This window comes from Streptomyces sp. NPDC048416, from assembly GCF_043200435.1.
In the GTDB taxonomy this organism is placed as follows: Bacteria; Actinomycetota; Actinomycetes; order Streptomycetales; family Streptomycetaceae; genus Streptomyces.
The window spans coordinates 82,370-107,183 of sequence record NZ_JBICXU010000007.1 but is presented as its reverse complement, the minus strand read 5'-3'; the positions used below and the strand labels follow the sequence as shown (position 1 = coordinate 107,183).

General features: G+C 73.1%; 18 protein-coding genes and 1 tRNA gene. 11 read left to right on the top strand and 8 right to left on the bottom strand.

All coding sequences use genetic code 11. The annotated features are described in order from the left end of the window. The first annotated feature begins 52 nt into the window (after positions 1-52). The 3 genes from ACGFW5_RS12000 to ACGFW5_RS11990 all read left to right on the top strand — a co-directional run bounded on the left by ACGFW5_RS12000 (position 53) and on the right by ACGFW5_RS11990 (position 2,903). Positions 53-934, top strand: coding sequence for a C40 family peptidase (locus ACGFW5_RS12000; RefSeq protein WP_393834060.1), 882 nt, complete (start codon positions 53-55; stop codon positions 932-934). Positions 935-1,227: 293 nt separating this feature from the next. Next, on the top strand, positions 1,228-1,614 hold the full coding sequence (locus ACGFW5_RS11995) for a hypothetical protein (RefSeq protein WP_393834059.1): 387 nt from the start codon (positions 1,228-1,230) through the stop codon (positions 1,612-1,614). A 242-nt stretch (positions 1,615-1,856) separates the two neighbouring features. Continuing rightward, positions 1,857-2,903, top strand: a complete 1,047-nt coding sequence (locus tag ACGFW5_RS11990) for a PHP domain-containing protein (protein ID WP_393834058.1) — start codon at positions 1,857-1,859, stop codon at positions 2,901-2,903. A 23-nt stretch (positions 2,904-2,926) separates the two neighbouring features. Here ACGFW5_RS11990 and ACGFW5_RS11985 read toward each other — a convergent pair whose 3' ends face one another. Beyond that, the gene (locus tag ACGFW5_RS11985) at positions 2,927-3,106 is read right to left on the bottom strand and encodes a hypothetical protein (protein ID WP_393834057.1); all 180 of its coding nucleotides are present in this window, start codon (positions 3,104-3,106) and stop codon (positions 2,927-2,929) included. Positions 3,107-3,304: 198 nt separating this feature from the next. Further along, positions 3,305-3,378, bottom strand: a tRNA-Met gene (locus tag ACGFW5_RS11980). A gap of 113 nt (positions 3,379-3,491) precedes the next feature. On the opposite strand from ACGFW5_RS11980, the gene ACGFW5_RS11975 reads away from it, so the two are divergent. After that, a complete protein-coding gene (locus tag ACGFW5_RS11975) occupies positions 3,492-4,214 on the top strand; it encodes a ribonuclease H (protein ID WP_393834056.1) in 723 nt (240 codons plus the stop codon). A 73-nt stretch (positions 4,215-4,287) separates the two neighbouring features. Here ACGFW5_RS11975 and ACGFW5_RS11970 read toward each other — a convergent pair whose 3' ends face one another. Next, positions 4,288-4,911 (bottom strand): hypothetical protein, encoded by a 624-nt coding sequence (locus ACGFW5_RS11970; protein WP_393834055.1) that lies wholly within the window; start codon positions 4,909-4,911, stop codon positions 4,288-4,290. 175 nt (positions 4,912-5,086) lie between these two features. Continuing rightward, positions 5,087-6,220 (bottom strand): glutamate--cysteine ligase, encoded by a 1,134-nt coding sequence (locus ACGFW5_RS11965; protein ID WP_393834237.1) that lies wholly within the window; start codon positions 6,218-6,220, stop codon positions 5,087-5,089. A 356-nt stretch (positions 6,221-6,576) separates the two neighbouring features. Between ACGFW5_RS11965 and ACGFW5_RS11960 the strand changes: the two genes are divergently transcribed. The 7 genes from ACGFW5_RS11960 to ACGFW5_RS11930 all read left to right on the top strand — a co-directional run bounded on the left by ACGFW5_RS11960 (position 6,577) and on the right by ACGFW5_RS11930 (position 20,021). Next, positions 6,577-7,011, top strand: a complete 435-nt coding sequence (locus tag ACGFW5_RS11960; protein ID WP_393834054.1) for a DUF6299 family protein — start codon at positions 6,577-6,579, stop codon at positions 7,009-7,011. Positions 7,012-7,322: 311 nt separating this feature from the next. Next, positions 7,323-8,636, top strand: coding sequence for an MFS transporter (locus ACGFW5_RS11955; protein WP_393834053.1), 1,314 nt, complete (start codon positions 7,323-7,325; stop codon positions 8,634-8,636). Positions 8,637-8,729: 93 nt separating this feature from the next. Next, positions 8,730-10,022: a non-ribosomal peptide synthetase gene (locus tag ACGFW5_RS11950; RefSeq protein WP_393834052.1), complete on the top strand. Its 1,293-nt coding sequence runs from the start codon at positions 8,730-8,732 to the stop codon at positions 10,020-10,022. Positions 10,023-10,183: 161 nt separating this feature from the next. Then, the gene (locus ACGFW5_RS11945; protein WP_393834051.1) at positions 10,184-13,429 is read left to right on the top strand and encodes an amino acid adenylation domain-containing protein; all 3,246 of its coding nucleotides are present in this window, start codon (positions 10,184-10,186) and stop codon (positions 13,427-13,429) included. Beyond that, on the top strand, positions 13,429-15,336 hold the full coding sequence (locus tag ACGFW5_RS11940; RefSeq protein WP_393834050.1) for an amino acid adenylation domain-containing protein: 1,908 nt from the start codon (positions 13,429-13,431) through the stop codon (positions 15,334-15,336). Before ACGFW5_RS11945 ends, ACGFW5_RS11940 begins: the two co-directional genes overlap by 1 nt. A gap of 46 nt (positions 15,337-15,382) precedes the next feature. Further along, positions 15,383-17,176, top strand: coding sequence for an amino acid adenylation domain-containing protein (locus ACGFW5_RS11935; protein ID WP_393834049.1), 1,794 nt, complete (start codon positions 15,383-15,385; stop codon positions 17,174-17,176). After that, positions 17,166-20,021 (top strand): condensation domain-containing protein, encoded by a 2,856-nt coding sequence (locus ACGFW5_RS11930; protein WP_393834048.1) that lies wholly within the window; start codon positions 17,166-17,168, stop codon positions 20,019-20,021. The genes ACGFW5_RS11935 and ACGFW5_RS11930 overlap by 11 nt, the downstream gene beginning before the upstream one ends. 156 nt (positions 20,022-20,177) lie before the next feature. On the opposite strand, the gene ACGFW5_RS11925 is transcribed toward ACGFW5_RS11930, so the two are convergent. The 4 genes from ACGFW5_RS11925 to ACGFW5_RS11910 all read right to left on the bottom strand — a co-directional run bounded on the left by ACGFW5_RS11925 (position 20,178) and on the right by ACGFW5_RS11910 (position 24,810). Beyond that, a complete protein-coding gene (locus ACGFW5_RS11925; protein WP_393834047.1) occupies positions 20,178-21,584 on the bottom strand; it encodes a lipase maturation factor family protein in 1,407 nt (468 codons plus the stop codon). Positions 21,585-21,919: 335 nt separating this feature from the next. Continuing rightward, positions 21,920-22,495 (bottom strand): TerD family protein, encoded by a 576-nt coding sequence (locus tag ACGFW5_RS11920; RefSeq protein ID WP_393834046.1) that lies wholly within the window; start codon positions 22,493-22,495, stop codon positions 21,920-21,922. 132 nt (positions 22,496-22,627) lie between these two features. Beyond that, positions 22,628-24,079 carry a sensor histidine kinase gene (locus tag ACGFW5_RS11915; RefSeq protein WP_393834045.1) on the bottom strand — a complete coding sequence of 484 codons (1,452 nt, stop codon included), beginning with the start codon at positions 24,077-24,079 and terminating at the stop codon, positions 22,628-22,630. Continuing rightward, positions 24,076-24,810 carry a response regulator transcription factor gene (locus ACGFW5_RS11910; RefSeq protein ID WP_393834044.1) on the bottom strand — a complete coding sequence of 245 codons (735 nt, stop codon included), beginning with the start codon at positions 24,808-24,810 and terminating at the stop codon, positions 24,076-24,078. The genes ACGFW5_RS11915 and ACGFW5_RS11910 overlap by 4 nt, the downstream gene beginning before the upstream one ends. Between the last annotated feature and the right edge of the window lie 4 nt (positions 24,811-24,814).

Below are 24,814 nucleotides of genomic sequence, written 5' to 3'. Positions count from 1 at the left end.
CGCGGTCCGCCGGCGCCGGTCCGGCACACGTACGACGAAACGGGGACACACCATGCACCACACCTTTGCCAGAGCCAGGCGCACCCTGGCCGCAGCCGGCCTTGTGGCGGCCTGCGCCGTCGTGCCGGCCGCCCACCTCTCGGCGGCCGCGCCCCGCAGCACCGCGACACCGGCCCGGGCCGCGGCGGGCGGCTGCGACGTGCTGGCCCCGGGCGCATCGGCCGCCGCCGAAGCCGCCGTCCGGGCCGCCTGCTCCCAACTCGGCGTCTGGTACAGCTGGGGCGGCGGCCACGGGCCTCAACCCGGCGCCACCTACGGGCAGGTGGACCCCACCGACCCGGCGAGCAACCACGACCCGGAGCGCCGCGGATTCGACTGCTCGGGCCTGGTCCGCTTCGCCTACGCCCAGGCGACGGGGCAGGACATCCTGGCCGGCACCGCCAACAGCCAGTACCACTCCGCGCATGTCACGGCCCGCTTCGGCGCGGGCCAGGGCACCGGGCCGCTGCTGCCCGGCGACCTGATGGCCTGGGGCGGAGCCAACTCCATCCACCACATCGCCGTCTACCTGGGCGCGGGCAAGATGGTCGAGGCGCGGCAGTCCGGCACCCATGTGATGGTCAGCGACGTACGGCTCGGCGGCGACTACAACGGCGCCGTACGCATCGGCGGTGACCCGGGGCAGAACGGCAACTTCTCCACCTGGGGCACCGATGTGTGGACGCACACCGCCCCGGCCACGACCAGTGCCCGCGTCAACAAGTTCGCGGGACCGACCCGCGTGAAGGTCGGCTGCCAGAAGCACGCGCAGCTCGTCGAGGCCGACGGCTACCGCAACGACGCCTGGTCCTACCTGCCCGACTACAAGGCGTGGATCACCAACATCTACATCCAGGGACCCGCCTGGCTCGACGGCGTCCCGACCTGCGCCTGAAGGTCCACTGCGCGGCCACGCAGCGCGCCGCCACACAGCAGACGTCCATGCAGCGCCGCCACGCAGCACAAGGCCACGCAGCGCGCCGCCACGCAGCACAGGGCCACACAGCGCATCGGCGCACAACGCACGGCCTCGCAGCGCGTCGGCACGCAGCGCGCCACCACACCGCACACGGCCCACTCCGCACACGGCCCACTCCGCACACGGCCCACTCCGCACACGGCCCACACCGCGCACAGCCACACCGCGCACATCACCCAGCTCCACACCACACCCGCAAGGAGTTCGCAGTGAACGCACGCAAGAAGATCGCCCTGTTCCTGTCCGCCACCGCTCTGACGGCCGGGCTCACCACGGCCGGGCTGCCCGCGGCTGCCGCCGCGCCCGCCAAGGCCGCCAAGCCCGCCGCCGAGTGCGGGGTCCGCTCGGACGGCCGGCTGTACTGCGGCAACGCGGTCGGCGCGAAGGGCTACGCCGACCGCTCCTACCGCTCGGCGACGCGCGGCACCCTGACCACCGGATTCAACTGGTTCGTGTGCTGGGGCCACGGCGATCCGCACCAGGGCCAGAACGACATCTGGTACTGGACGCAGCTCGACAACGGCGCCTGGGGCAACGTCCCGGCCGTCAGTGTGAAGACCGGCCAGGACCCGGCCCCCGGTCTGCGCGAGTGCTGACCGAGTCCTCGCCCTGAGACACCGGGCCGCCCGTCGATCCCCCGACGGGCGGCCCGGCCCTTTCCCCGGAAGGCGTCGGCCTGGGCCCGGCCTCCGCCCCGGCGCGGCTGCGGGCCGGCCGTGCCTGAGGGAAGCTGGGAGGGCGGGACGCGGCCAGGGTGAGCCGTCGGCCCCCGCCCGCTCACGCGCGTCGCGCGGCTCCGCCTACAGGCCCGCGGGGCCCGCCCGCACAGGAGGTGTCCATGGATCCCGTGTCGGCCCTGAAACGGATCGCCTTCCTGCTGGAACGCGGGCATGAGGCCACCTATCGTGTCCGTGCCTTTCGCACCGCCGCCGACGCCATCGGTCAGCTGCCGCCGGACGAACTCGCGGCGCGGGCGGCGGCCGGCGGACAGCTGGAGTCGGTCAAGGGGATCGGCCCGAAGACCGCACGTGTGGTGCGCGAGGCGCTGGCCGGCGAGGTCCCCGGCTACCTCCAGCGTCTGGAGGCGGACCTGGAGGCGGCGGCGCCGCTCGCCGTGGGAGGCGAGCAGCTGCGCGCGGCCCTGCGCGGCGACTGCCATCTGCACTCCGACTGGTCGGACGGCGGCAGCCCCATCGACGACATGGGACGGGCCGCGGCGGACATCGGGCACGAATGGGCCGTGCTCACCGACCACTCGCCCCGGCTGACCGTCGCCAATGGACTGACGGCACAGCGCCTGCGCCACCAGCTGGAGGTGGTGGCCGAACTCAACGAACGCTGGGCGCCGTTCAGACTGCTCACCGGCATCGAGTGCGACATCCTCGACGACGGCTCACTCGACCAGGAGGACGAGCTGCTGGACCGGCTCGACGTCGTGGTCGTCTCCGTGCACTCCAAGCTCCGCATGGACGCCGCCGCGATGACCCGGCGCATGGTCGCGGCCGTGAGCAATCCCCTCGCGGACGTCCTGGGACACTGCACCGGGCGTCTGGTCACCGGCCGGGGGCGGCCCGAGTCCCAGTTCGACGCCGACGCGGTCTTCGCCGCCTGTGCCGACGCCGGGACCGCCGTGGAGATCAACAGCCGTCCGGAACGGCTCGACCCGCCGCGCCGGCTGCTGACCCGGGCCGTCGAGGCGGGCGTCCTGTTCTCCATCGACACCGACGCCCACGCCCCGGGACAGCTCGACTGGCAGATCTACGGCTGCGCCCGCGCCGAGGAGTGCGGTGTCCCCGTGGACCGCGTCGTGACGACCTGGCCGCTCGACGACCTGCTGTCCTGGACCCGCCACCGCCGCATCCCGGCGGCGGCCGGCCGCACGTGAGGCACAGGTCAGGTCGGGTTGCGTCAGGTGTGGTCGGTGCCGGCTTCGCGCAGCATGCGCTCGGCCCGCTCCTGGTCCCGACGGCCCTGCTGCGCCGGGTCGTCGGTGCGCTCGGACATCTGTTCCCTGCCTCGGGACGCCTTCGTCTTCGCCTGTTCGGCGGCCTGCTGTGCCTTGTTCCGGATCTTCTCGGCCTTGCCCATGGAGATTCGCTCCTGCTGTGGGTGGGATCCAACCACCTCACCGTGACACGTCCGTGCAGCCACCGCGCGCCGGGCCGTCACACTGCGTGATGAGCGACGGGGGGTGCGTAAACGACGTGGGTGTTTCACCCGTCGGCCGGCCCCGCACCCCACATGACTCGGCCCCCCGGCGCTGAGCGCCGGGGGGCCGGATCTTTGTAGCGGGGACAGGATTTGAACCTGCGACCTCTGGGTTATGAGCCCAGCGAGCTACCGAGCTGCTCCACCCCGCGTCGATGTCTCCACCCTATGCCATGGGGGGCGGCCCGCCGACCACATGGGCTGGGGGTGCCCGCGGTGCGGGCCGGGATTTCAGGTGCGGGTGCGGCGGTGGGATGATGGCGCGATGTCTGATCGTGTTGTTGTTGCCGCATGTGATGGGGCGTCGAAGGGCAACCCCGGCCCCGCCGGCTGGGGCTGGGTGATCGCCGACCCGCAGGGCCGCCCGGAGCGTTGGGGTGCGGGGCCGCTCGGTACCGCCACCAACAATGTCGGCGAGCTCACCGCCCTGGAACAGTTGCTGGAGGCCGTTGACGCGGGCACGCGCATGCAGGTGCGTATGGACTCCCAGTACGCCATGAAGGCGGTGACCCAGTGGTTGCCGGGCTGGAAGCGCAACGGCTGGAAGACGGCCGCGGGCAAGCCGGTCGCCAACCGTGAACTCGTCGAGCGCATCGACGAGTTGCTGGCCGAGCGGGATGTGGAGTTCGTCCATGTGCCCGCGCACCAGGTGGGTGGGGACCCGCTGAACGCGATCGCGGACCAGGCCGCCAGCGACGCGGCCGCCTCGCAACGGGCCGCCGGTACCGCTCTGGGCGGCCAGGAGATGCCCGTACCGGCCCCGGCCCGGGCCACCGCGGGGCGCACCCGGCCGGCCACGGCGCGCACGTCGGCCTCCGCGGGCAAGCAGGCGTCCAAGGCCGCCCCCTCGTCGTCCTCGGGCAAGCCGCGGACCATCAAGGCGAAGTTCCCCGGACGCTGCCCCTGCGGCAAGCCATATGCCGCAGGCACGCCCATCATGAAGCGCGCGGAAGGCTGGGGTCACCCGGACTGCAGCCCTGTGGTGTGAGGCACGGGGCTGCCATGTCACCTCTCCGGTCGGTGGCCGAGCAGGTGCCGGCCGGGCCGGCACCTCGCGCCGGTCAGCTCTTCGCGGCGGGGGTGACCGCGTCCGCCTCCTTCTTGACGTCGGCGTCCGCGGACGGGGTGGACGGGGCGGCCGAGGCGCTGTCGGGAGCCGTGTAGAACACGGACCGGTTCTGCCGGGTGCGCTGTGCCTCTCCCTTGGCGACGAGGTTTTCGAGGGTGTTGCGCACCACGGTGCCCGCGATGGTGCGGTCGGGGTGAGCGTCGGTGAGGCCCGCGGTGATCTCGGCCGCGGAGCGCGGCTCACCGCTCTGCGTGAGGTGTGCCGCGACGAGGTCGCGCAACGTGATGGTGGCTCCGGACGTCTTCGTCCTCGCCGTGGTCCGCGTCTGCTTCTTCCCTGCGCGACCTGCGGACTTCGAGGCGGAACGGGCCTGCGGGATCTTCGGGGCGGACGCCGCGGCGGCCTTCTTGGAGGACTTGCGGGACGCCGGCGCCGCGGGGCCGCCGATCGCCTGTTGCATGGAAGCAAGCAGGGCGTGGTTGTTCTCCAGGGTGGTCAACTGTTCCTGGAGCGCGGTGATCTGGGTGGCGATGTGTTCGCGTTCGGCGACGTTGCTGTCCAGGTCGCTCTGGATCTGGGCGGCGTACTGGGACTGGAGCGTGGTGCTGTCCGGCACGAGTGGTTCCTCCGGGGGTGTGTGCGTACGTGATTGCTGCCGGATGTTACGCGTCTCCTCTGTGCGAGGCACCCACTTCACCGTAGATGAGACCGCGCAGGGCCATGGAGCCATATGGACCCATGGCCATGACACCCCATCGAGTGATGTCTCACCCTGCACACGAGGGTGGTGTTCACTCGGTGGCCGGGGAGTGGAGTTCACGCTCGCCCTGGGTGCGGCGCACACATGTCGCGACCACACTGCTCAGGCTTCCGGTCCGTGCGAACACGGCACGTTGCAGGCGGGCGCCGTTTCCGTGGGCGAACAGTTCCGCCGTCGTCTTGCGGGCCCAGGCCAGGTCCCCGCTGTCCTCAAGGGCCTCCCGCAGGTGGTCGAGCAGTGCGTGCGCGACCACGGGGGCGGCCGCCGGCCGCATGGTCAGCGGGTGCAGCAACTCGCCGTCGATACCCGAGCGCGCGGCCCGCCAGGCGGCGAGCCGCAGCAGGCTCACCCCGTGCCCGACGATCGGGCGCCCGTTCTTCCACTCCCGGGCGGCGGTCTCCACCAACGCACGTGACAGGCACGCCACGAGCAGGGTGGTGGTGGCTTCGAGGCAGACGTCCGCGACGCGGATCTCCACGGTCGGATAGCGGTGGGAGAGCCGCGCGTCGAAATAGATCATGCCTCTGTCATGCACCACACCGCTGGTCACCATGGCATCGACCTGGGCGTGGTAGCGCTCCGCGGAGCCGAAGGGACCGGTCGGCCCCGACATGGGCCAGCGGCCCCACACTCTGCTGCGGTAGCTGCTGTACAAGGAGTCGTCGCCCTGCCAGTACGGTGAGTTCCCGCTCAGCGCGGTCAGGACGGGCAACCACGGCTGGATCCGGTCCACCACCGCGACACCTTCCTCGTCCGATGCCACCGACACATGCACATGGCAGCCGCAGGTGAGCTGTTCCTGGGTGGTCAGACCGAACTGTTCCTCCATCCACTGGTACCGGCGGCCCGCGTTGACGGCCGGACGCGCCGGCAGGGGAGAGGTGGCGAGAGCGGCGACCGCGGCTCCCGCCTCCTGGGCGTGACGGGCCGCCGCACGGCGCCAGCGCGCTATCTCGACGCCGAGTTCTTCCATGTCCTTCCGGGGGCGTGTGCCGAACTCCAGCTGCTGACCCTGCAGTTCACCGGCGAACACGCCCTCGGGCACGCCCCGTTCTCCACCGGGACACTTCGTCAGACGGGCCAGTACCTCCGAGGACAGAGCGCGTGGCGCTCCGGTGTGCGGGTCGACCAGGAGCAGTTCCTCTTCCACACCTACGGTGCGCACCATGACGCTCCCATCCTGTCCGAGGGCCCCTGCGGGCGGCACGGCAAACGGCCGGGGTCACCAGCATGCCCGGCCGGTGCCGCCCGCGGTCGCCCAGGAGGGGGCCCTCTTTCGGTCAGGCCCGCGCGGGCCCTGTGCCCCTGGCGCCCCCGGCCGTCCCGGCGCATCCGCCGTCACGTGCGCCACGGCCGTGCCCCTCGGTCGCGCACCGGCCGGCCGTGCTGACACGCCGCCGACCGGGGGGAATCCCCCGTGTGCGGGCGGGTTGCCGGTATTGCTTGGGCGCGAGTGCGGGAGTGGACTGCGCCGCCCCCGCACCATCCACAGGAACGCAGGGACCTAGGAGTGATCTGCCGATGCGCGTACGTCTTGTTGCAGCCGGGGCCGTTGCCGCGGCCGGAGTCCTTCTCGGCGCGGCCTCCGGGCCGGCCGCCGCCGTGTCGGGCACCGTGTCCGCCAACCCGACCGGGACCGTCGCCCCGGACGGCACCATCACCCTCTCGGGTACCTACCGCTGTTCCATGCCGACGGACCCCGGGCCGGTCTTCGTGTCGAGTTCGGTGCTCTCCGGTTCGGTGCGGCACGGCATCGGCGGCACGGCGGCGACGTGTGACGGCGCCGAACACACCTGGGTCAACCACGACAGGATCACGCACGGGGAGGCGATGAAGCCCGGCGCGGCCGAGGTCGAGGCGACCCTCATGCAGCTGGACACGCGCAGTGGCCTGCCGCTGCCCCGCATCATCGCCATGGACCGCCACAGCATGGACCTCCGCCCCGCCACGGCCTGACGGCGCGTACGTGAACGGGTCCGCCACCCCTGATGCGTGAGCGGGCTTTCGGTTGCTTCCGCAAGTGTGGGGGCGGTGAGTTTCGGACATACCTGCATTCATGGGGTGTGCGGGCCTGCCGCCCCCGGTAATCCCTCGCCCCCAGGCCCGAGAAGTCCTCTGTCGACGGGCCCCAACACCAGCGATTCATGCGGCCGTTGCCCGGATCTGGCCTGTGATTTTCTTGATCGAGAGTCAGAATGGCACAAGAAACGACCGAAAGTGTCCTGTTTGTTTTGACTCCTGATCGGTGCGCGGTGAAGGTCTCGTGCATGTCCCCTTCGCCCCAGGCCGCTCCCCGTGGTCTGCTCCGTATGCGCGACTTCCGCTTCCTGCTCGCCGGAGCGGCCGCCGGGCAGGTCGGCGCCCAGGTCACACTGGTCGCCCTGCCCCTGGTGGCCGTGCTCGAACTGAAGGCGCCCGCCTTCCAGGTGGGACTGCTCACCGCAGCCGAGACCGCCGCGTTCCTGCTCATCGGGCTGCCCGCGGGCGCCTGGGTCGACCGGATGCGCAAGCTGTCGCTCATGATCCGCGCCGACGTGGTCCGCTCCCTGGCCATGGCCAGCGTTCCGCTCGCCGCCGTGGCGGACGTACTGACCATGGCCCAGCTGTACGTCGTGGCCCTGGTCACCGGCGTGGCGACCGTCTTCTTCGACGTGGCCCACCAGAGCTATCTGCCCCAACTCCTGCCCAGGGAGCACCTGGTGGCAGGCAACGGGGCGCTGGAGACGGTGCGTTCCTCGGCGCAGGTGGCCGGGCCCGGGCTCGGCGGCGGGCTCGTCCAGATCATGGGCGCGCATCTGGCGATCGTCGCCGACGCCATCGGCTACGCCCTCTCCGCCCTCTTCCTCCTGGCCATCCGCCGACCCGAGGCCAAACCCGAGCCGGTGCCCGGCGCATCCCTGCGCAAGGACGTCGCGGAAGGCCTGCGCTTCGTGCTCGGCCACCCGTTGCTGCGCGTCATCGCGGGCACCACCGGGCTCGGCAACTTCTTCACCGCGGTGCTGATGGCCACCCAGACCATCTTCCTGGTCCGCGTCCTCGGCCTGGAGCCGGCCGCCGTCGGCGTGATGCTCTCCGCGTCGGCCGTCGGCGGACTCGCCGGAGCGCTGAGCGCCGGCCCGCTCGCCGCCCGCTTCGGCCAGGCACGTCTCATCTGGCTCTCGCCGCTGATCACCGGACCGTTCGCGCTCCTGTGGCCGCTGTCCGGTGGGGGAGCGGCCGCCGCGCTGTTCGCGCTCGCCTCCGCGGTGGTCTTCTTCGGCGCCGTGGTCTACAACGTCGCCCAGGTGAGCTTCCGTCAAACCGTGTGCCCGCCCAGGCTGCTGGGCCGCATGAACGCGACCCTGCGCTTCGTCATGTGGGGCACCCTGCCGCTTGGCGCGCTCGTCGGCGGCGCCGTCGCGGACGCGTTCGGAGCACGCTCGGCCCTGTGGATCTGCGCGGCCGGCTTCCTCGTCGTACCGCTGCCCCTGCTGCTCTCCCCGCTGCGCCGGATGCGTGACCTGCCCACGGCCGCGCACCCCGACGACGACGTGCGCAAGGACACCGCGCCGGGACACGACGACAGCGTCCCCGTCGCCTGACCGCTTCACGGGCCGCCGACTTCCCCCGGCGGCGAGCCGGGCCGTCCCCGCACCCGGCACCCCCGAGCGTTCCCAACCCCGAGAGAGGATCACGTGCTCCCCAGCATCACGGGACAGTATCTCGCCCGCTACCAGCGCCTCGACACAGGTGACCCGGCCGCCGCACCGCTGCCCGTCACCGGGGCCCAGCGGCGCTTCCTGCTCGTGCGCTCCCTGGACCCGGCCGGCCGCGCGGACATCGTCCCGATGTTCTTCGCGTTCCCGCGCGGCACCGTCGAAGCGGCACGGCTGCGCGCCGCCGCCGGACACCTGGCCGCGCGCCACCCCGTGCTCCGCTCACAGGCCCGCGTCGTACGGGGCACGCCCGTGCTGCGCCCCGGGCCCGTCGACGTACCCCTGGAGCACGTCACGCCGGCGCCCGGCGAGGACGCCGAGGACGCCCTGCGCCGCACCCTGGCGGGCTGGGTCACCGAGGGCCCGCCCCTGCGCCTGTTCCTCGCCCAGGGCGGCCCGCGGGCCGAGGAGGAACTGCTCGCCGTCGTCCTCGACCACACCGCCTGCGACGGCCAGTCCCTCGCCCGCATCGTCGAGGAGCTGGGCGCCGCCTACCGCGACCGGCTCGGACCCGACGACCTCTCTCCCGCACAGGCCGCCGCCGAACTCGCCGCCTACAAGGACGCCGTGCTCGGCCAGCTCGACGCCGAGGACCGCGCCGCATCGCCCCGCGCGCTCGCGTACTGGGGAGAGCGGCTGCGCACGGCACGCGAACAGGCACCGCTGCCCGGCACGCGCGCCGTGACCGCCGAACTCCCCACGGGCGCCGCGGAGTCGAGGCTCCCCTCGCCCCCGACCGGCGTGCCCTTCCCCGCCCTGCTCGACGCCTGCCGGGCAGCGGCCGCGACCCTCTTCGGAGCCGGGCAGGTCCCGCCCATCGGCTACCCCTGGGGCGGGCGCCCCGCAGGAGCCGAGCCCGTCATCGGCTGCTTCCTGAACACCGTGGTCTTCCCCGCCGACACACACGGCACCCAGGCACCCGAGGTGACGGCCACCCAGTGGTGGGACGACCTGGACCGCGCCGACACCCCCTTCGACGAAGTGGTACGGGCCGCCCGGGCCGGCGGATCCGCCTGGTCCGGCAGGCTCGACGGGCTGCTCACCGTGGACGACTCCCGCCACCGCATCCCGCTGAGGCTGGGCGCGACCGTGGGCCGCGAGGTGCACATCGACGGCCGCCAGGTCCGCGCCCCGTTCGCCGTCTCCGCCACCCAGGGGCCCGAACTCCACCTGCGCATGGTGTGGGACCGCTCGATCCTGGACGACGAGTCGGCCTCGGACGCCTTCCGGGCCCTGTGCGCGGCGCTGCCGGCCGACGCCCCCGTCCACTGACCTCGCGCGTTCCGTACCGCACACGGCCGCCGACGCGCGAGCGCCCACCCCCTGAACCCCAGCATCCGGCCGGGCCGCGCGATCCGCGGACCGGCCGGCGCCGCCGTGCGGGCGCACCCCCGTGCCCGCACCAACCGACCCGACAACCCAAGGGATCGCCCATGCTCCCCCTCTCCTCCTCGCAGGAGATCGTCTGGCTGCACGAACAAGTGCAGCCCGGCAGCCGCGCCTACAACTTCACCGCCTCACTCGACCTGTGGGGCACCCTCGACGTCGACGCCCTGCGCAGCGGCCTCGCGGCCACCCTCGCCCGCCACCCCGGGCTGCGCCTCGAACTCGTCCCCGTGGCGGGCGCGATGCCCGGCCAGCGCGTCGCCGACGTCTGCCTGCCGCGGCTGCGCACCGTGGACATCACCTGGGAGGCCGACCTCGAAGCCGCCTTCCAGGACCTGCTGCGCTCCGAGGCGGAGACCCCCCTCGACACCTTCGACGCGCCCCTGCTGCGCTGGACCCTGGTCAAACTGGCCGACGACCAGCACCGGCTCATCCACGTCGAGCACCACCTGATCCACGACGGCCACTCGTTCGCGATCCTCCTGAACGACGTCTTCAGCGTCTACCGCGCCCAAGTCCTGGGCGAAGAGCTGGAATTGCCGCAGGCCAGCTCGTACGCGGACCATGTGCGCGACCGCGCCGCGGACGTACGGGCCAAGGAACTCGGTGCCAGCCTCGAATACTGGGCCGACACCCTGCGCGACGCCTCGTACGACATGCCGCTGCCCGGCCTCGCCCGGCCCGGCGCACGCCGCCGCCACCACGGAGGCCAGCTGCGCCAGTCGATCGGCGCGGACCTCGCGGAACGGCTGCGCGCCCACACCCGCGAACGCGGCCTCACCCCGTTCGCCACCCTGCTCGGACTCTTCGCCGAACTGCTGCGACGCCACAGCGGACGCAGCCAGATGGTGGTGGGAACCGCCGTGGGCAACCGCCCGCGCGGCTACGAGGACGCCGTCGGCATGTTCGTCAACACCATCCCGCTGCGGCTCGACCTGGACCCCGGCGCCACAGCCGAAGACACCATGGACGAGGTGACCGACACCCTCATCCGTGCGCTCCCGCACCAGGAAGTGCCGGTTCAGGAGCTGACCCGGGCGCTCGGTCTGCACACGTCCGGCGCGGACAACCCCCTGTTCAGCGTCATGTTCAGCGCCCACGACGCGGCGCTGCCCGAACTCGACGTGCCCGGCCTCGACATCACCCTGTTCGAAGGGTTCAACACCGGCACCACCCGCTTCGACCTCGATGTGGTGCTCCTGCCCGACGACCGGCGCGGTGTGAGCCTGCGCCACGGCGCGGCCGGCATGACCCTCGTGTGGGACTACGACGCCGACCTGTTCGGCGAGGACGTGGCGAAGCTGCTCGCCGAACGCTTCCTCGACCTGCTGCGCGCCTACCTCGACGCGCCCGCCACCGTCCTCGCCGACCTCGCGCTCCCCGACGCTCCCGACGCCCCCGCAGACACGGCCTCCGTGGCGGCCGTGTCGCCGGACCGCGACCCGCTCGACCCGGCCGCCGCCCAGGACCCCGCCCTGCCCGCCCTCCTGATCGGGGCCCGCAGGATCACCTACGGCGAGCTCGACGCCCAGGTCGCCTCGCTCGCCGAGCGGATGCGGGCCGCCGGAGTCACCGCCGGGCAGCCCGTCGCCGCCGTGCTGCCGCGCGGCGCCGACTCCGTGGTGACGCTGCTCGCCTGTCTGCGCACCGGAGCGGTGTACTGCCCGCTGTCGCCGTCCGACCCGCCGGCCCGTCTTGAGCTGCTGCTCGACCGGCTCGCTCCCGCGCTCGTCCTCACCGCCCCGGGCGTCTCGGTGGCCGTCCCCGCAGGCCTGCCGAGCGCCCCGGTCGACGCCGCGGTCCTGCCCCCCGCCCGCCCGGCCGACGTGGTGGCGAACACGGCGTACATCATCCACACCTCCGGCTCGACCGGCATACCCAAGGCCGTCGCGGTCGGCCGGGAGGCGCTGGTCTGCCATCTGACCGGGGCGGCCGAGCGGTTCGCGCTCGCGGCCGGCGACCGGGTGCTCCTGTTCGCCCAGCCGTCGTTCGACGTGGCCCTCGAAGAGGTGCTGCCCTCGCTGTACGCGGGCGCCTGCCTGGTCGTGCCCGAGCAGGACGTGCCGACCGGGGGCGAGCTCGCGGCCCTGCTGGCCGGCTCCCGCGTCACCGTGGCCAACCTGCCCACCAGCTACTTCCTCGCCACCCGCCAGGACCTGTCACCGGTGCTCAAGGAGGGCCGCTGGACGCCGCGCCTGCTCGTCCTCGGCGGCGAACGCATCCCGGCCGACGTGATGCGCGCCTTCTTCACCGAGACGGTCCCCGGCGCCGACACGGTCCCCGGCGCCGAGACGGGCTCCGGCGCCGCGACCACGAGCGGCGCCGCGTTCACCGTCCTCAACGTCTACGGCGTCACCGAGGCCGCCATCAGCTCCACCGTGCACGAGATCACCCCCGACAGCCTCGTGGACGGCGCCGAGATCCCGCTCGGCCGTGAGCTGCCGGGCGAGCGCATCCACGTCCTGGACGAGGCACTGCGGCCGCTGCCCCCCGGCGCGGTCGGTGAACTGGCCATCGCGGGCGCCGGGTTGGCCGAAGGGTACGTCGGCAACGCGCAGGCCACCGACGCCCGCTTCGTCACCGTCGACGCCCTGGGCGGCGAGCGCGTCTACCTCACCGGGGACCTCGGCCACCGGGGCGAGGACGGACTGCTGCGCTTCCTGGGACGCCGCGACAACCAGATCAAGCTGCGCGGCTACCGCATCGAACTCGAAGAGGTGGAAGCAGCCGCCTCGGCCGTGCTCGGCGGCCGCTCCTGCGCCGTCGTACTCGACCGCGACGCCGGCGGCGGCCCCCGCCTCGTCGCCTTCCGCGAACGCGCCGGCGAAGGCGAGGAGTGGGACGAGCAGGCACTGCACGCCGAGCTGAGCAAGCGCCTGCCCGGTGCCCTCGTGCCCGCCCGCTGGATACTCCTGGACACCATGCCGACCCTGGCCGGCGGCAAGCCGGACCGCGTGGCCCTCAGCCGCGTCGCCGCCGAGTCGGCGCCGGCCGAGCCCGCGGCGGAGCCGGAGCCCACGAGCGATCCCACGCGGTCGGACGACCCCGCCGTCGTGCTCCTCGCCGAAGGCTGGCGCCAGGTGCTCGGACACGGCCGGTTCGACGAGACCTCGCACTTCTTCCGGATCGGCGGCCACTCGCTGCTCGCCGCGCAGCTCGCGGCGTGGCTCGAACCGCGCCTGGGCGAGCGCCCCTCGCTGCGCCTGCTCTTCCAGCACCCGGTCCTCGCCGACCAGGCCGCCGCCCTCACCGGCGCCACCGCACCCGCCCTCGCCACGTCGAAGGAGTCGTGATGACCCAGCAGTTGACGACACGTCAGGACACTGCGCAGGGCGAGCAGCGCCCGAGCGCCGCCCCGAGCATCCTGCGCGGCGCCCCGCTCGACGCGTCCACCGCGCCGGGAGTCCTCGCGCGCTACGAGGAGTGGGTGCGCCGCACACCCCAGGCCCCCGCGGTCATCGACGGAGCCCACCGCTGGACCTACGCGCAGCTCGACGAGGCGGCCGACGCGGTCGCCGCAGCTTTGGCCGGCCGCGTCGGGCCCGGAGACGTCGTCGGTGTCTGCCTGGACCGTTCGGCCGCCCTGGTCGTCACCGCCGTCGCGCTGGCCCGCATCGGCGCGGTCTATCTGCCGCTCGGCCCGCGCCCCGGCGAACGCCGGATCGCCGCGGTCGGCGAGGACGTCGGCGTCGTCTGCCTCATCGGCGACCCCGACGTCCTGACGGGGCACCACCGGACGGCGGACCGGCTCGCCCTGCCGGTCTCGGGGGACGGCGCCAATGCCGCTGCCTCCGTGGTGGCCGCCTTCACCCCCGTCGCACCCGGCGCGCGCACCGTGCCGCCCGAGTCCCTGTACGCCGTGCTCACCTCCGGCTCCACCGGCCGGCCCAAGGCGGTCACCGTCGCGGAGCCCGCCCTGGCCGCACTCACCGACTGGTACCGCGAGGAGACCGGGCTCGCCCCCGGCGACCGGCAGTCCCTGCTCATCGGCGTCGCCTTCGACCCGCACCTGCTCGAACTGTGGGGCGGCCTGACGTCCGGCGCGGCCCTCATACCCGCGCCCGACGAGGTCCGCTGGGACCCGGCCGCCCTCACCGACTGGTGGCGCGAGGCCGAAGTGACGGCCTGCGTCGCGGCCACCCCCATGATCGAACCGCTCCTCGACCGCCCCTGGCCGCAGGACCTGTCGCTGCGCCACCTCATGGTCGGCGGCGACCGGATGCGCCGGCGCCCCGGCCCCGACGTGAGCGCCACCGTCCACAACGCCTACGGCCCGGCCGAAGCCACCGTCGTCACCACCACCCACGCCATGCGGGCCACCGATGCCGACGCGCACAGCGACACGGCGCCGCCCATCGGCACCCCGATCGCGGGCGCCACCGTCGCCGTCACCGACACCGACGGCACCGTCCTTGAGCGCGGCGAGGAGGGTGAACTGCGCATCGGCGGCACCTGCCTCGCCCTCGGCTACCTCGACCCCGAGCTCACCGTCCGGCGCTTCACCGCCCCGCCCGCCGAACTCGCGGACCTCGACCGCATGTACCGCACCGGCGACCGGGTACGCATGCTCGACGACGGCCGCCTGGTCTTCCTCGGCCGCCTCGACGACCAGGTCAAGATCAGCGGAGTGCGCATCGAACCCGCCGAGGTCGAGGCCGCGTTCGAGCACGACGCGGCCGTCCGCAGCGCCGTGGTCACCGCTCCCCGTGACGCCGAAGGGCGCGCCCGGCTCGTCGCCCACATCCTGCCGGCGCCCGGCGCCGAACCGACCGCCGACGCGCTCCTGGCCGGCGTGCGGGCCTGGCTGCCCGAGCAGGCGGTGCCCTCCACGCTGCGGATCGTGGACGCCTTCCCGCTGGACGCCAACGGCAAGGTGGACCGGGCGGCCCTCCTGAAGGAGGACCGGCAGACACCGACGGCGGCCGCGGCCGACGCCGCCCTGCCCGAGGACGCGAGCGCCGACGAACTGCTCGTACTCACCACCGTCCGCGATCTGCTCGGCCGCCCCGAGACCAGCCTTGAGGACAACTTCACCGACGCGGGCGGCACCTCCCTGCTCGCGGCCCGCCTCCTGGAAGCACTGGAGAAGGCCACCCACGTCAGGCTCCGCGCGCCCGAGCTGCTGCGCCAGCCCGACCTCAGGGCGATCGCCGCCGTACTCGACAAGCGCCGCACCGCCACGCGCACCCCGGGGTCTTGACGTGACGGCCTCGCAGCCCCTCCTCGACGACCGGAAGGAAACGAACGTGACCGTGGCCCGGACCGGTCTGCCCGCCCTGGTGGCGCGGCACGCCGAACACACCCCGCACGCCCTGGCCGTGGCGGACGGCGACACCACCCTGACGTACGCGCAGCTGGTCTCTGCCGCCCGTCGTCTCGCCGCCCACCTCCACCAGCACGGCGTACGCCCCGGCGACTCCGTGGCCCTTCTTGCGCCCCGCTCGGCCAGGACCGTCGTCGCCCAGCTCGCCGTGTGGTGGGCGGGCGCCGCCTGTGTGCCCCTCGACCCGGGACACCCCGCCCCCCGTACCGCGGCCATGCTCGAAGACTCCGGCGCCACGCTGACCGTCGGCGCCGGCAAACTGCTCGAAGCCGCCGCGCCCCCCGGCGCCACCCTCGCGCTGCCCGACGACGAGCAGCTGGCCGACGCGGAGACAACCACCGAGGGGCCCGGCCCCGACGACATCGCGTTCGTCATGTTCACCTCCGGCTCCACCGGCCGCCCCAAGGGCGTCGCCGTCCGCCACGGCGCCATCGCCGAACTCGTCACCCGGCCCGACTACGTCACCGTCACCGCACGCGACCGGGTGCTGCTGCACTCCCCGGCCACGTTCGACGGATCCACCTTCGAGGTGTGGTCGGCGCTCGCCAACGGCGCCGCCGTCATCGTGTCCACCACCGAGCGCCCCTCCTTCGAGGACCTGGCCAAGGAGGTGGAACGGCACGGCGTCACCGTCGCGTTCTTCACCACGGCCCTCTTCCACCAACTCGCCGCACGCCGCTCCCGGGTCTTCTCGCTGCTGCGCACGGTGGTCGTCGGCGGCGAGGCGATGGCCGCCCAGCACGCCCGCGCGGTCCTGCGCGCCTTCCCCTGGGTCGAACTGGTCAACGGCTACGGCCCGACCGAGACGACCACCTTCGCCACCGCCCACCGCGTCCGCGACGCCGACTGCGACGGACCGGTCCCCATCGGCCGGCCCATAGCCGGAGCCACCGCCCACATCCTGGACGCGGCGGGCCTGCCCGTCGCCGACGGCACACGCGGCGAACTGTGGATCGGCGGCAGCAGGCTGGCCCACGGATACACCGGGCAGCCCGAGCTGACCGCAGAACGCTTCGTCGACCACCCGGCGCTCGGCCGCCTCTACCGCACCGGCGACCTCGTGTCGGCCCGCCCCGACGGCGTACTCGACTTCCACGGACGCACGGACGACCAGGTCAAGGTACGCGGCTACCGCATCGAGCCTGGCGAGATCGAACACGCCCTGCGCGAACTGCCGGAGGTGGACGACGCGGCCGTCACCGTACGCCGCCCCACCCCCGACGACGCCCGTCTCGCCGCGTTCGTCGTGGCGGGCTCCGGCCCCGTGCCCCGCCCCGAGGCGCTGGTGGCCCGCCTGACCGCCGTGCTGCCCGCGCACCTGGTCCCCGACGAACTGACCGTCGTCGACCACCTCCCGCTCACCAGCTCCGGCAAGGTCGACCGCCGCGCCCTCGGGGACCTCGGCACGACGGCCGGTGGCGCAGGCCCCGCCGAACCGCTCACCCCGCTCCAGCAGGCCGTCGCCGACGTGTGGAGCCGATCGCTCGGCTGCGAAGTGACCCGGCCCGACGCCGACTTCCTCGACCTCGGCGGCCACTCCCTGCTCGCCCTCGTCGTCGCCGATGACCTGCGCGAAGACCTCGGTGTCGAACTGTCGCTCGCCGACTTCTTCACCGCCCCCACGGTGGCCGGACACGCCGCCCTTGTCGAGCGCGCCCTGCTCGCCGCCCACACCGATCTGCGCCCCGACGCGCCCGAGGACACCGATGGCCACTGACAGCTCCGCCGCCCTGCAAGAAGAGCTGCTGCGCAGGGCCCGCGCCCGCGCCGCGGACCGTACGGCCGTCCCGGCGCCCACGACCGGACACGACCACGGCCCCGTCCCGCTCACCCACGCACAGCGCCGCATGTGGCTGATGGAACGCCTCGGCCAGAGCGGCGCCCAGTACAGCGTGCCGTTCGCCACCCGGCTGCGCGGCCCCCTCGCCCTGGACGCCCTGAGCACGGCGCTCACCGAACTGGTACGACGCCACACCATCCTGCGCACCCGCTACGGCCAGAACGGCGACGAGCCCCACCAGGAAGTGCTCGCCGCCCCCGACAGGATCACCGTGCGGCTCGTCGAGTCGCCCGGTGACGGCGACGACCTCCTCGCCGAGGAAGCCCGCCGCCCCTTCGACCTGGCCGAAGACACCCTGCCGCGGGCCCTCGTCCTGCGGCACGGACCGCGGGACCACACCGTACTGGTGACGTTCCATCACATAGCCGTCGACGGCGGCTCGTTGGAGACCGTGGCCGAAGAGATCGCCGCCCTCTACACCGCCGCGGTGGACGGCCACCCCCACACGCTGCCCGAGCCGCCGCAGTACGCCGACTTCGCGCGCCGCGAGCACACCGACGCGGCCCGCCTTGAGGACGGTCTCGCCCACTGGACGCGCCGTCTCGCGGGCGCCGCCCCGCCGCGCCTGCCCCGGCCCGCCGCGCAGCCCGCGGACCTGGCCCGGCGCCCGGCACTGACCCGCACCACGACGCTCGGCGACGACGTGCTGCCCGCGCTGCGCGAGCTGGGGCGGGAGCGCCGTGCCACCGTCTTCACGGTGGGCCTCGCCGCCGCGTTCGCCGCGCTGCACCGCCTCACCGGCGAACTGGACCTCGTCATCGGCTGCGCCGCCACCCACCGCGAGGGTCAGGCCATGCGCGGCCTGGTGGGACTGTGCGTCAACACCCTGCCGGTACGCGTCGACCTGTCCGGCGACCCCGGCTTCGCGACCCTCGTCGAGCGCGTACGCGACGCCCTGCTCGAAGCACAGCAACACCGCGACGTGCCCTTCGACCTGATCCTCGAACGGCTCGGCGCCGGGGCCCGGGGCGACGACGGCACCGCCCTGGTGCGCGTCACCACGGACATCGTCGGCGAGCCGACGGCCCTGCGGCTCGCCGGGCTCGACGCATCGCCCGTCGAAGTCGGCCTCGGCGAAGCCAAGTTCGACCTCACGCTCGGCCTCCTGTACACCGATTCCCCCGCGAGCCTGGTCCAGTTCGCGCGCGCCGCCCTCGACGAGGACACGGGCAACGAACTGGCCGCGTTCTTCGCCGCACTGCTCGCCGCCGTCGCCGCCGACCCCGCACTCCCGCTCTCCCGACTGCCCGGCCGGCTCGCCGGGCCCCCCGCCGGCGCGGCGCACCCCGCCGAGACCCGGCTCCTGGCCCACCCGGACGTCGCCGAGGCGCACGTACCCGACCCGGACGGCGGCCCGCTGCTGGCCTACGCCGTGCTGAACCGCACCGGAGGGCCCTCGCCCGTCCAGCTCCGTGCCCACCTGCGCCGTGTCCTCGGGCGCGAACTGGTCCCGGCGGCCGTCACCCTGCTGGACGCGATGCCACGTACCGCCGACGGCGCCGTGGACAGTGCCCGGTTGCCCACCGCGCCACGCCCCGCCGCGCCCCGAAGCCGCCACACCGAAGCGGTCACCGAGGCGTTCGCCGGGCTCCTCGGCCGAAGGCCGGGACCGGACGACGACTTCTTCGCGCTCGGCGGCCATTCCCTGGCCGCCGTCCAGCTCGCCGAACGCCTGCGCACCGCCCTCACCCTGCCGCTCGTCGGCCTCGACATCATGCAGACCCGTACGCCGCGTGCCGTCGCGGCCCTCCTCGACGAGCGTGCGGCGCAGCGGGCGGCGGCCGTCGCGGCGGCGCCCGCCACCACGCGTCCGCGCCGAGTACGCGAGGGCACGGTCCTGGTCACCGGGGGCACCGGCGGCGTCGGGGCGTTCGTCCTGCGTGAACTCGCGGCCCAGGGACGGCCGGTCCTCGCCCTGGCCCGGCCCGAGTCCGCGCACCTCGTGAGCGGTGACGGCATCGAGGTCGTCGAGGGCGACCTCGGTGACCTGGACAGTCTGCGTGCCGCGGTGGAGAGCGCCGACGCGGTGATCCACGCCGCCTGCACCTTCACCCGGCCCGAGGTGGACGTGGCCGCGATGCGGGCCATGGCCGACGCCTGGAGCCGCGGCCCGTTCGTCTTCGTGAGCAGCGTGGACGCCTACGGCAGGCCGTCGGCCGCGCAGGTCGCGGAGGAATCGGCCTCGCAGTCGCCGCTGAGCGCGTACGGCCAGGCCAAGCTCGACTGCGAACGGATCCTGCTGCACGCCGCGGGCACCGGTGGCCGCGGCGGCGCGAGCGCCGTGCGCTCGCCCATCGTGTGGGGGGCCCACGACCGGCTGCGCGACCAACTGCGCTGGGGAGCGACCGGGTTGCTCTACCAGGCGGCCCTGGCCGGCCGCCCCATCGGCCTGCCGGCCCCCGGCGCGGGCGGCCACGACTGGTACGGGGCGCCCTGGGTGCACGCGGCGGCCCTGGCCCGCGCCGTGACCTCCTGCCTCGACACCCCCGTCCACGGCGTGGCCAACGCGGTGAGCGGCCACGTCGCCTGGCCCGAACTGATGGCTCATGTGGTGACGTTGCTCGGCAGCGAAAGCGACATCACCTTCAACGACGAGGTGCACCAGGACCTCGACCACCGCTGGCACTACCGCGCGGACCGCCTCGCGGCGGCCCTGCGCCCCGCACCGGGCGAGGACCTGCACTCGGTGCTCGCCTCGATGATCAAAAAGACGGGATCCTGAACGGCGACCGTGCCCGCCGACCGGTGGGGCGGGCGTCACCAGCTGCCTCACCGTGACGGTACGGCAGTGCGGCGGCGGCAGGTGGGCGCGCACGCCGGCCTGCTCCCCACGGCATGCGGCGGGCGCCCCCCTCGCAGGGCGCCCCCCATGGGCCGCTCACCGCAGCGTGGTCGGCGCAAGGAAGTCCCGTGGTGCCTCCCGATGCCACCACGCACCCGTGGCCCGCAGTTCCTCCCAGGTGGTGAAGCGGTAGCGCCAGACGCGGGCGCGGATGAACACCGGTGGCGCGTCGGGGAAGGGGTTGTGCCGCACCAGGCGCAGCGTGTCACGGTCATGGGCCAGCAGGCGCTCGACGAACGCGCTGAACCAGGAGTACCCGTAGGACGGTGAGAGCGCCAGGAACCAGAGCATCCAGTCGAGACGCAGGTGGTACGGCGCGAAGGGGCGTGGCAGCCGGCGCACATCACCCGGTTTGCCGTGGAATTCGTACTCACGCCACACCGTGCCCGGCGTGATGTCCTGGTCCGTGGTGCCCTCGATGACCACCTCGTGCCGGACCCGGGTGATGCTGCCGAAGGCTCCGTACGAATTCACGAGGTGGCAGGGGTCGTACGTCGTGTTCATGCGCTGGCGGCGGGAGAGGAGGTTGAGGGCGGGACGCACGCTCAGCGCCAGGACGAGGGCGGCGACCATGACGACCACGATCTCGTACCAGAGCGGGGGAGCGGGCAGCGACGGCGTGGCGGTGAAGCGCGGGCCGTCGAGGGCGGACACGGCGAGGACGATGGTCAGCCAGTTCAGCCAGGCGAAATTGCCGGAGAGCACCAGCCACAGCTGGGTGCACACGATGAGGGCGGCCGCGATGCCCGCCACCGGCTGCGGGGTGAACAGGGCGACGGGCACGATGAGTTGGACCACGTGGTTGGCGGCCGCTTCGACGCGGTGGACCGGCTTGGGCAGATGGTGGAAGAACCAGCTCAGCGGCCCCGGCATCGGCTGCGTCTCGTGGTGGTAGTACAGACAGGTCAGATCGCGCCAGCAGGAATCACCGCGCATTTTGATCAGACCGGCGCCGAACTCGACGCGGAACAGCACCCATCGCAGCAGCCACATGAGGATCACGGGTGGCGCGGCCCTGTCGTTGCCCAGGAAGATCGCGAGGAACCCGGCCTCCAGCAGGAGCGATTCCCAGCCGAAGCCGTACCAGGTCTGGCCGACGTTCACGATCGACAGATACAGCGCCCACAGCACCGCCCAGACCACCATGGCCGCCCAGAGCGGCACGGCGTCCGCCGCCCCTGCCACGACCGCCCCGGACAGCAGCGCCCCCGCCCAGGCGCACGACGCGAACAGCCGGTCCGAGTAGCGCAGATGGAAGATGCTGGGGGCGCTGCGGAACGGCACGCGCCGGAGGAAGGCGGGCACGGGCAGCATGCCGCGCTCCCCGATCAGGGCCCGGAACTGAAGGGCCGCCGTCAGGAACGCCACGACATAGACGGCCGCCAGGCAGCGCTGGAACACCAGCCGGCCCAGCCAGTACGCCGACGACGAGAACCAGTCCACGGTCGCGGTCCTCCTGGTCGGGGTGGGCGGGGGAAGGGGTGCGACCTCTTCGTAGCCGGGATCCGCGCGTCAAGTCCAGCCGGGTGAAGACCACGTCACCCGCTCGCACGACAACCGTGATCATCGGAAGAGGCCCGCACCGAGCGTCCCCTCGCCCCACTGCCACCGATCCGTGTCCCGGGCATGACGTAGCCGCCCGCCACGAAGTGAGCGGCGGGCGGCGCAGCGGCGTGACGTATGACGCGCGATGGATCACGCGGGATGCGTGACGCACGCTGGGTCACGCGGGGCGCGTGACGCGCGTTGGGTCACGCGGGGCGCGTGACGCGGCGGTGTCAGACGTTGACGCCGAAGTCGGAGGCGATGCCGGCGAGCCCGGAGGCGTAACCCTGGCCCACCGCACGGAATTTCCACTCGGCGCCATGCCGGTAGAGCTCGCCGAAGACCATGGCGGTCTCGGTGGAGGCGTCCTCGCTCAGGTCGTAGCGGGCCAGCTCGGCACCGCCCGCCTGATTGATCACGCGGATGTAGGCGTTGCGCACCTGGCCGAAGCTCTGGCCCCGGGCCTGCGCGTCGTGGATGGAGACCGGGAAGACGATCTTCGAGACCGGCCCGGGGACCGCCGTGAGGTCGATGTTGATCGTCTCGTCGTCGCCCTCGCCCTCGCCGGTCAGGTTGTCACCGGTGTGCTGGACCGAACCGTCGGGGCTGGTCAGGTTGTTGTAGAAGACGAAGTGGCTGTCGGAGAGCACCTTGCCGCTCTCGTTGCACAGCAGTGCGCTGGCATCGAGATCGTGGTCCGTGCCGGTGGTCGTCCGCACGTCCCAGCCGAGACCGACCGTGACGGCGGTCAGCCCGGGGGCTTCCTTGCTGAGCGAGACATTGCCGCCCTTGGCGAGGCTCACGCCCATGTTCATCCTCCGTGGTTGTGCCGGATGCGTCCTCGCATAAGAACGCCCGGCGCGGCGCCGCGGTTCCACGCTCACCCCCTTGCGCAAGCGGGAATCGGCACGGCGGCGCGGACGCCGCCGGACCGCGCGCCGTCAGCGTGGCAGGGTGACGCGAAAGGACGTACGCCCCGGGCGGCTCGACACGTCGACGCTTCCCCCATGGGCCTGCACCACCGCCAGCACGATGGCGAGGCCCAGACCGGTGCCGCCGGCCGCCCTGGCACGGTCGTGACCGGCTCGCGTGAAACGCTGGAACACCTCGGGCAGGAGCTCCCGCGGAATGCCGGGCCCGGTATCCACCACGCTCAACTCCGTTGCTCCCGAAGCCTTTTCGACCAGGCTGAGCGTCACCTCCGTGCCGGTCGGTGTGTGGGTGCGGGCATTGGTGAGGAGATTGGCGATGACCTGATGGAGGCGATGGTCGTCGCCCGTCACCATGACGGGCTCCTGAGGCAGGTCGAGCAGCCAGCGGTGCCCCGGCGAGGCGGCCTGCGCGTCACTGATCGCGTCGAGCGCCAGCCGGGTCAGGTCGACGGGCTCACGCGCGAGCGGTCGTCCCGCGTCCAGACGGGCGAGCAGCAGCAGATCGTCGACGAGGCCGGTCATGCGCCGGGTCTCGGACTGGATCCGCTCCAAAGCGTGGCGCACCTCGCCCGGCACCGGGCCGCGATGGCGCAGGGCCAGCTCGGCGTGGGCGCGCACCGTGGCGACCGGCGTACGCAGTTCATGGCTGGCGTCCGCCGCGAAGTGACGCAGCCGCTCCTCACCGGCCTGCCGCTGGGCGAGCGCGTTCCCGACATGACCCAGCATGAGGTTGAGCGCCGCGCCGACCTGACCCACCTCCGTGCGCGGATCCGTGTCGGGAACCGGCTCCGGCATGGCGATCTCCCCACTCGCCAGGGGCAGTTGGGTGACCTCGGTCGCGGTGGCGGCCATCTTGCGCAGCGGACGCAGAGACACCCGTACCCACAGCGCTCCGGCGATTCCGGTGGCCGCGAGGGTGGCGCCGAACACGACGGCCTCGGCGATCTCAAGACGGTGCACGGTCTCCTCGACCGGCTCCAGCGGCAGCCCCGTGATCAAGACGTCGCCGTCGTCGCCCGCGACCGCCACGACCCGGTAGTGGCGCAGCGTCGACAGGCGGATGTCATGGCCGCGCCCATCCACCGGCACAGCCGCGAGAGAGGCGCGGTCCGAGGCCGTGAGCGGCACGGCGGCGTCGTTCTGGGCACGCACCACGGCAGCCTGGGTCGCCTCACCGCGCAACAGCCGGGCACCGAACGTTCCGTTCGACTGACCACGGGTGTCCGCCTTGTTGTCCGCGTCCGGTTCCTCGTGCTTCGCGTCATGCTTCTCATCGTGTTCGAGACTGGCCGCGAACCGGCCGCCGGACGCGCTCAGCTGCTCGTCGAGACGGCCCACGAGGAACCCTTCGAGCGCGAGGACGCTCGTCACCCCGACGGCCAGACACGCCAGGGTGAGGAGCAGCACGAGGCCGGCCGTGAGGCGGGCCCGCAGCGTGCGCGGCAGGACGGGCGCCTTCACGAGGGATCGGGCTTCAGGACGTATCCGGCCCCGCGCACCGTGTGGATCAGCGGCGTCCGGCCCGCGTCGATCTTCTTGCGCAGATAGCTGATGTACAGCTCCACGATGTGCGCGCGGCCGCCGAAGTCGTACGACCAGACACGGTCCAGGATCTGCTCCTTGGACAGCACCCGGCGCGGATTGCGCATGAGGAAGCGCAGCAGCTCGAACTCGGTCCGCGACAGATCCACGAGCCGGCCCGCACGGCTGACCTCCATCGCGTCCTCGTCCATCACGAGATCACCGACCACCAGCCGGTTGCCACCAGGTTCGCGTGCCATGCCCGCCCGCCGCAGCAGCCCACGCAGCCGGGCCAGCACCTCCTCCAGGCTGAAGGGTTTGGTGACGTAGTCGTCGCCGCCCGCGGTGATGCCCGCGATGCGATCCTCGACGGAGTCGCGCGCGGTCAGGAACAGGACACACACATCCGGCAGCACCCTCCGCATCTCACGCAGCACCGCCGGCCCGTCCAGATCCGGGAGCATCCAGTCCAGGACCACCGCGTCGGGCCGGAAGGCAAAGGCCGTACTGAGCGCCCGCGCGCCGTCGGACGCCGCTCGGACGTCCCAGCCCTCGGCGCGCAGGGCGCCGGACAGCACCTCGGTCAGATCGGGCTCGTCGTCCACGACGAGAATCCGGACGGGGCTGCCGTCGGAGCGACGCAGCAGGGCAGGGGGTGAAGGACTTTCCATGATG

What these genes read in the sequence shown, in the direction of transcription:
- ACGFW5_RS11910 (WP_393834044.1), bottom strand. Translation starts at nt 24,810, where the DNA reads ATGGAAAGTCCTTCACCCCCTGCCCTGCTGCGTCGCTCCGACGGCAGC.
- ACGFW5_RS11945 (WP_393834051.1), top strand. Translation starts at nt 10,184, where the DNA reads ATGCTCCCCCTCTCCTCCTCGCAGGAGATCGTCTGGCTGCACGAACAA.
- ACGFW5_RS12000 (WP_393834060.1), top strand. Translation starts at nt 53, where the DNA reads ATGCACCACACCTTTGCCAGAGCCAGGCGCACCCTGGCCGCAGCCGGC.
- ACGFW5_RS11940 (WP_393834050.1), top strand. Translation starts at nt 13,429, where the DNA reads ATGACCCAGCAGTTGACGACACGTCAGGACACTGCGCAGGGCGAGCAG.
- ACGFW5_RS11930 (WP_393834048.1), top strand. Translation starts at nt 17,166, where the DNA reads ATGGCCACTGACAGCTCCGCCGCCCTGCAAGAAGAGCTGCTGCGCAGG.
- ACGFW5_RS11955 (WP_393834053.1), top strand. Translation starts at nt 7,323, where the DNA reads ATGTCCCCTTCGCCCCAGGCCGCTCCCCGTGGTCTGCTCCGTATGCGC.
- ACGFW5_RS11960 (WP_393834054.1), top strand. Translation starts at nt 6,577, where the DNA reads ATGCGCGTACGTCTTGTTGCAGCCGGGGCCGTTGCCGCGGCCGGAGTC.
- ACGFW5_RS11975 (WP_393834056.1), top strand. Translation starts at nt 3,492, where the DNA reads ATGTCTGATCGTGTTGTTGTTGCCGCATGTGATGGGGCGTCGAAGGGC.
- ACGFW5_RS11985 (WP_393834057.1), bottom strand. Translation starts at nt 3,106, where the DNA reads ATGGGCAAGGCCGAGAAGATCCGGAACAAGGCACAGCAGGCCGCCGAA.
- ACGFW5_RS11920 (WP_393834046.1), bottom strand. Translation starts at nt 22,495, where the DNA reads ATGGGCGTGAGCCTCGCCAAGGGCGGCAATGTCTCGCTCAGCAAGGAA.
- ACGFW5_RS11990 (WP_393834058.1), top strand. Translation starts at nt 1,857, where the DNA reads ATGGATCCCGTGTCGGCCCTGAAACGGATCGCCTTCCTGCTGGAACGC.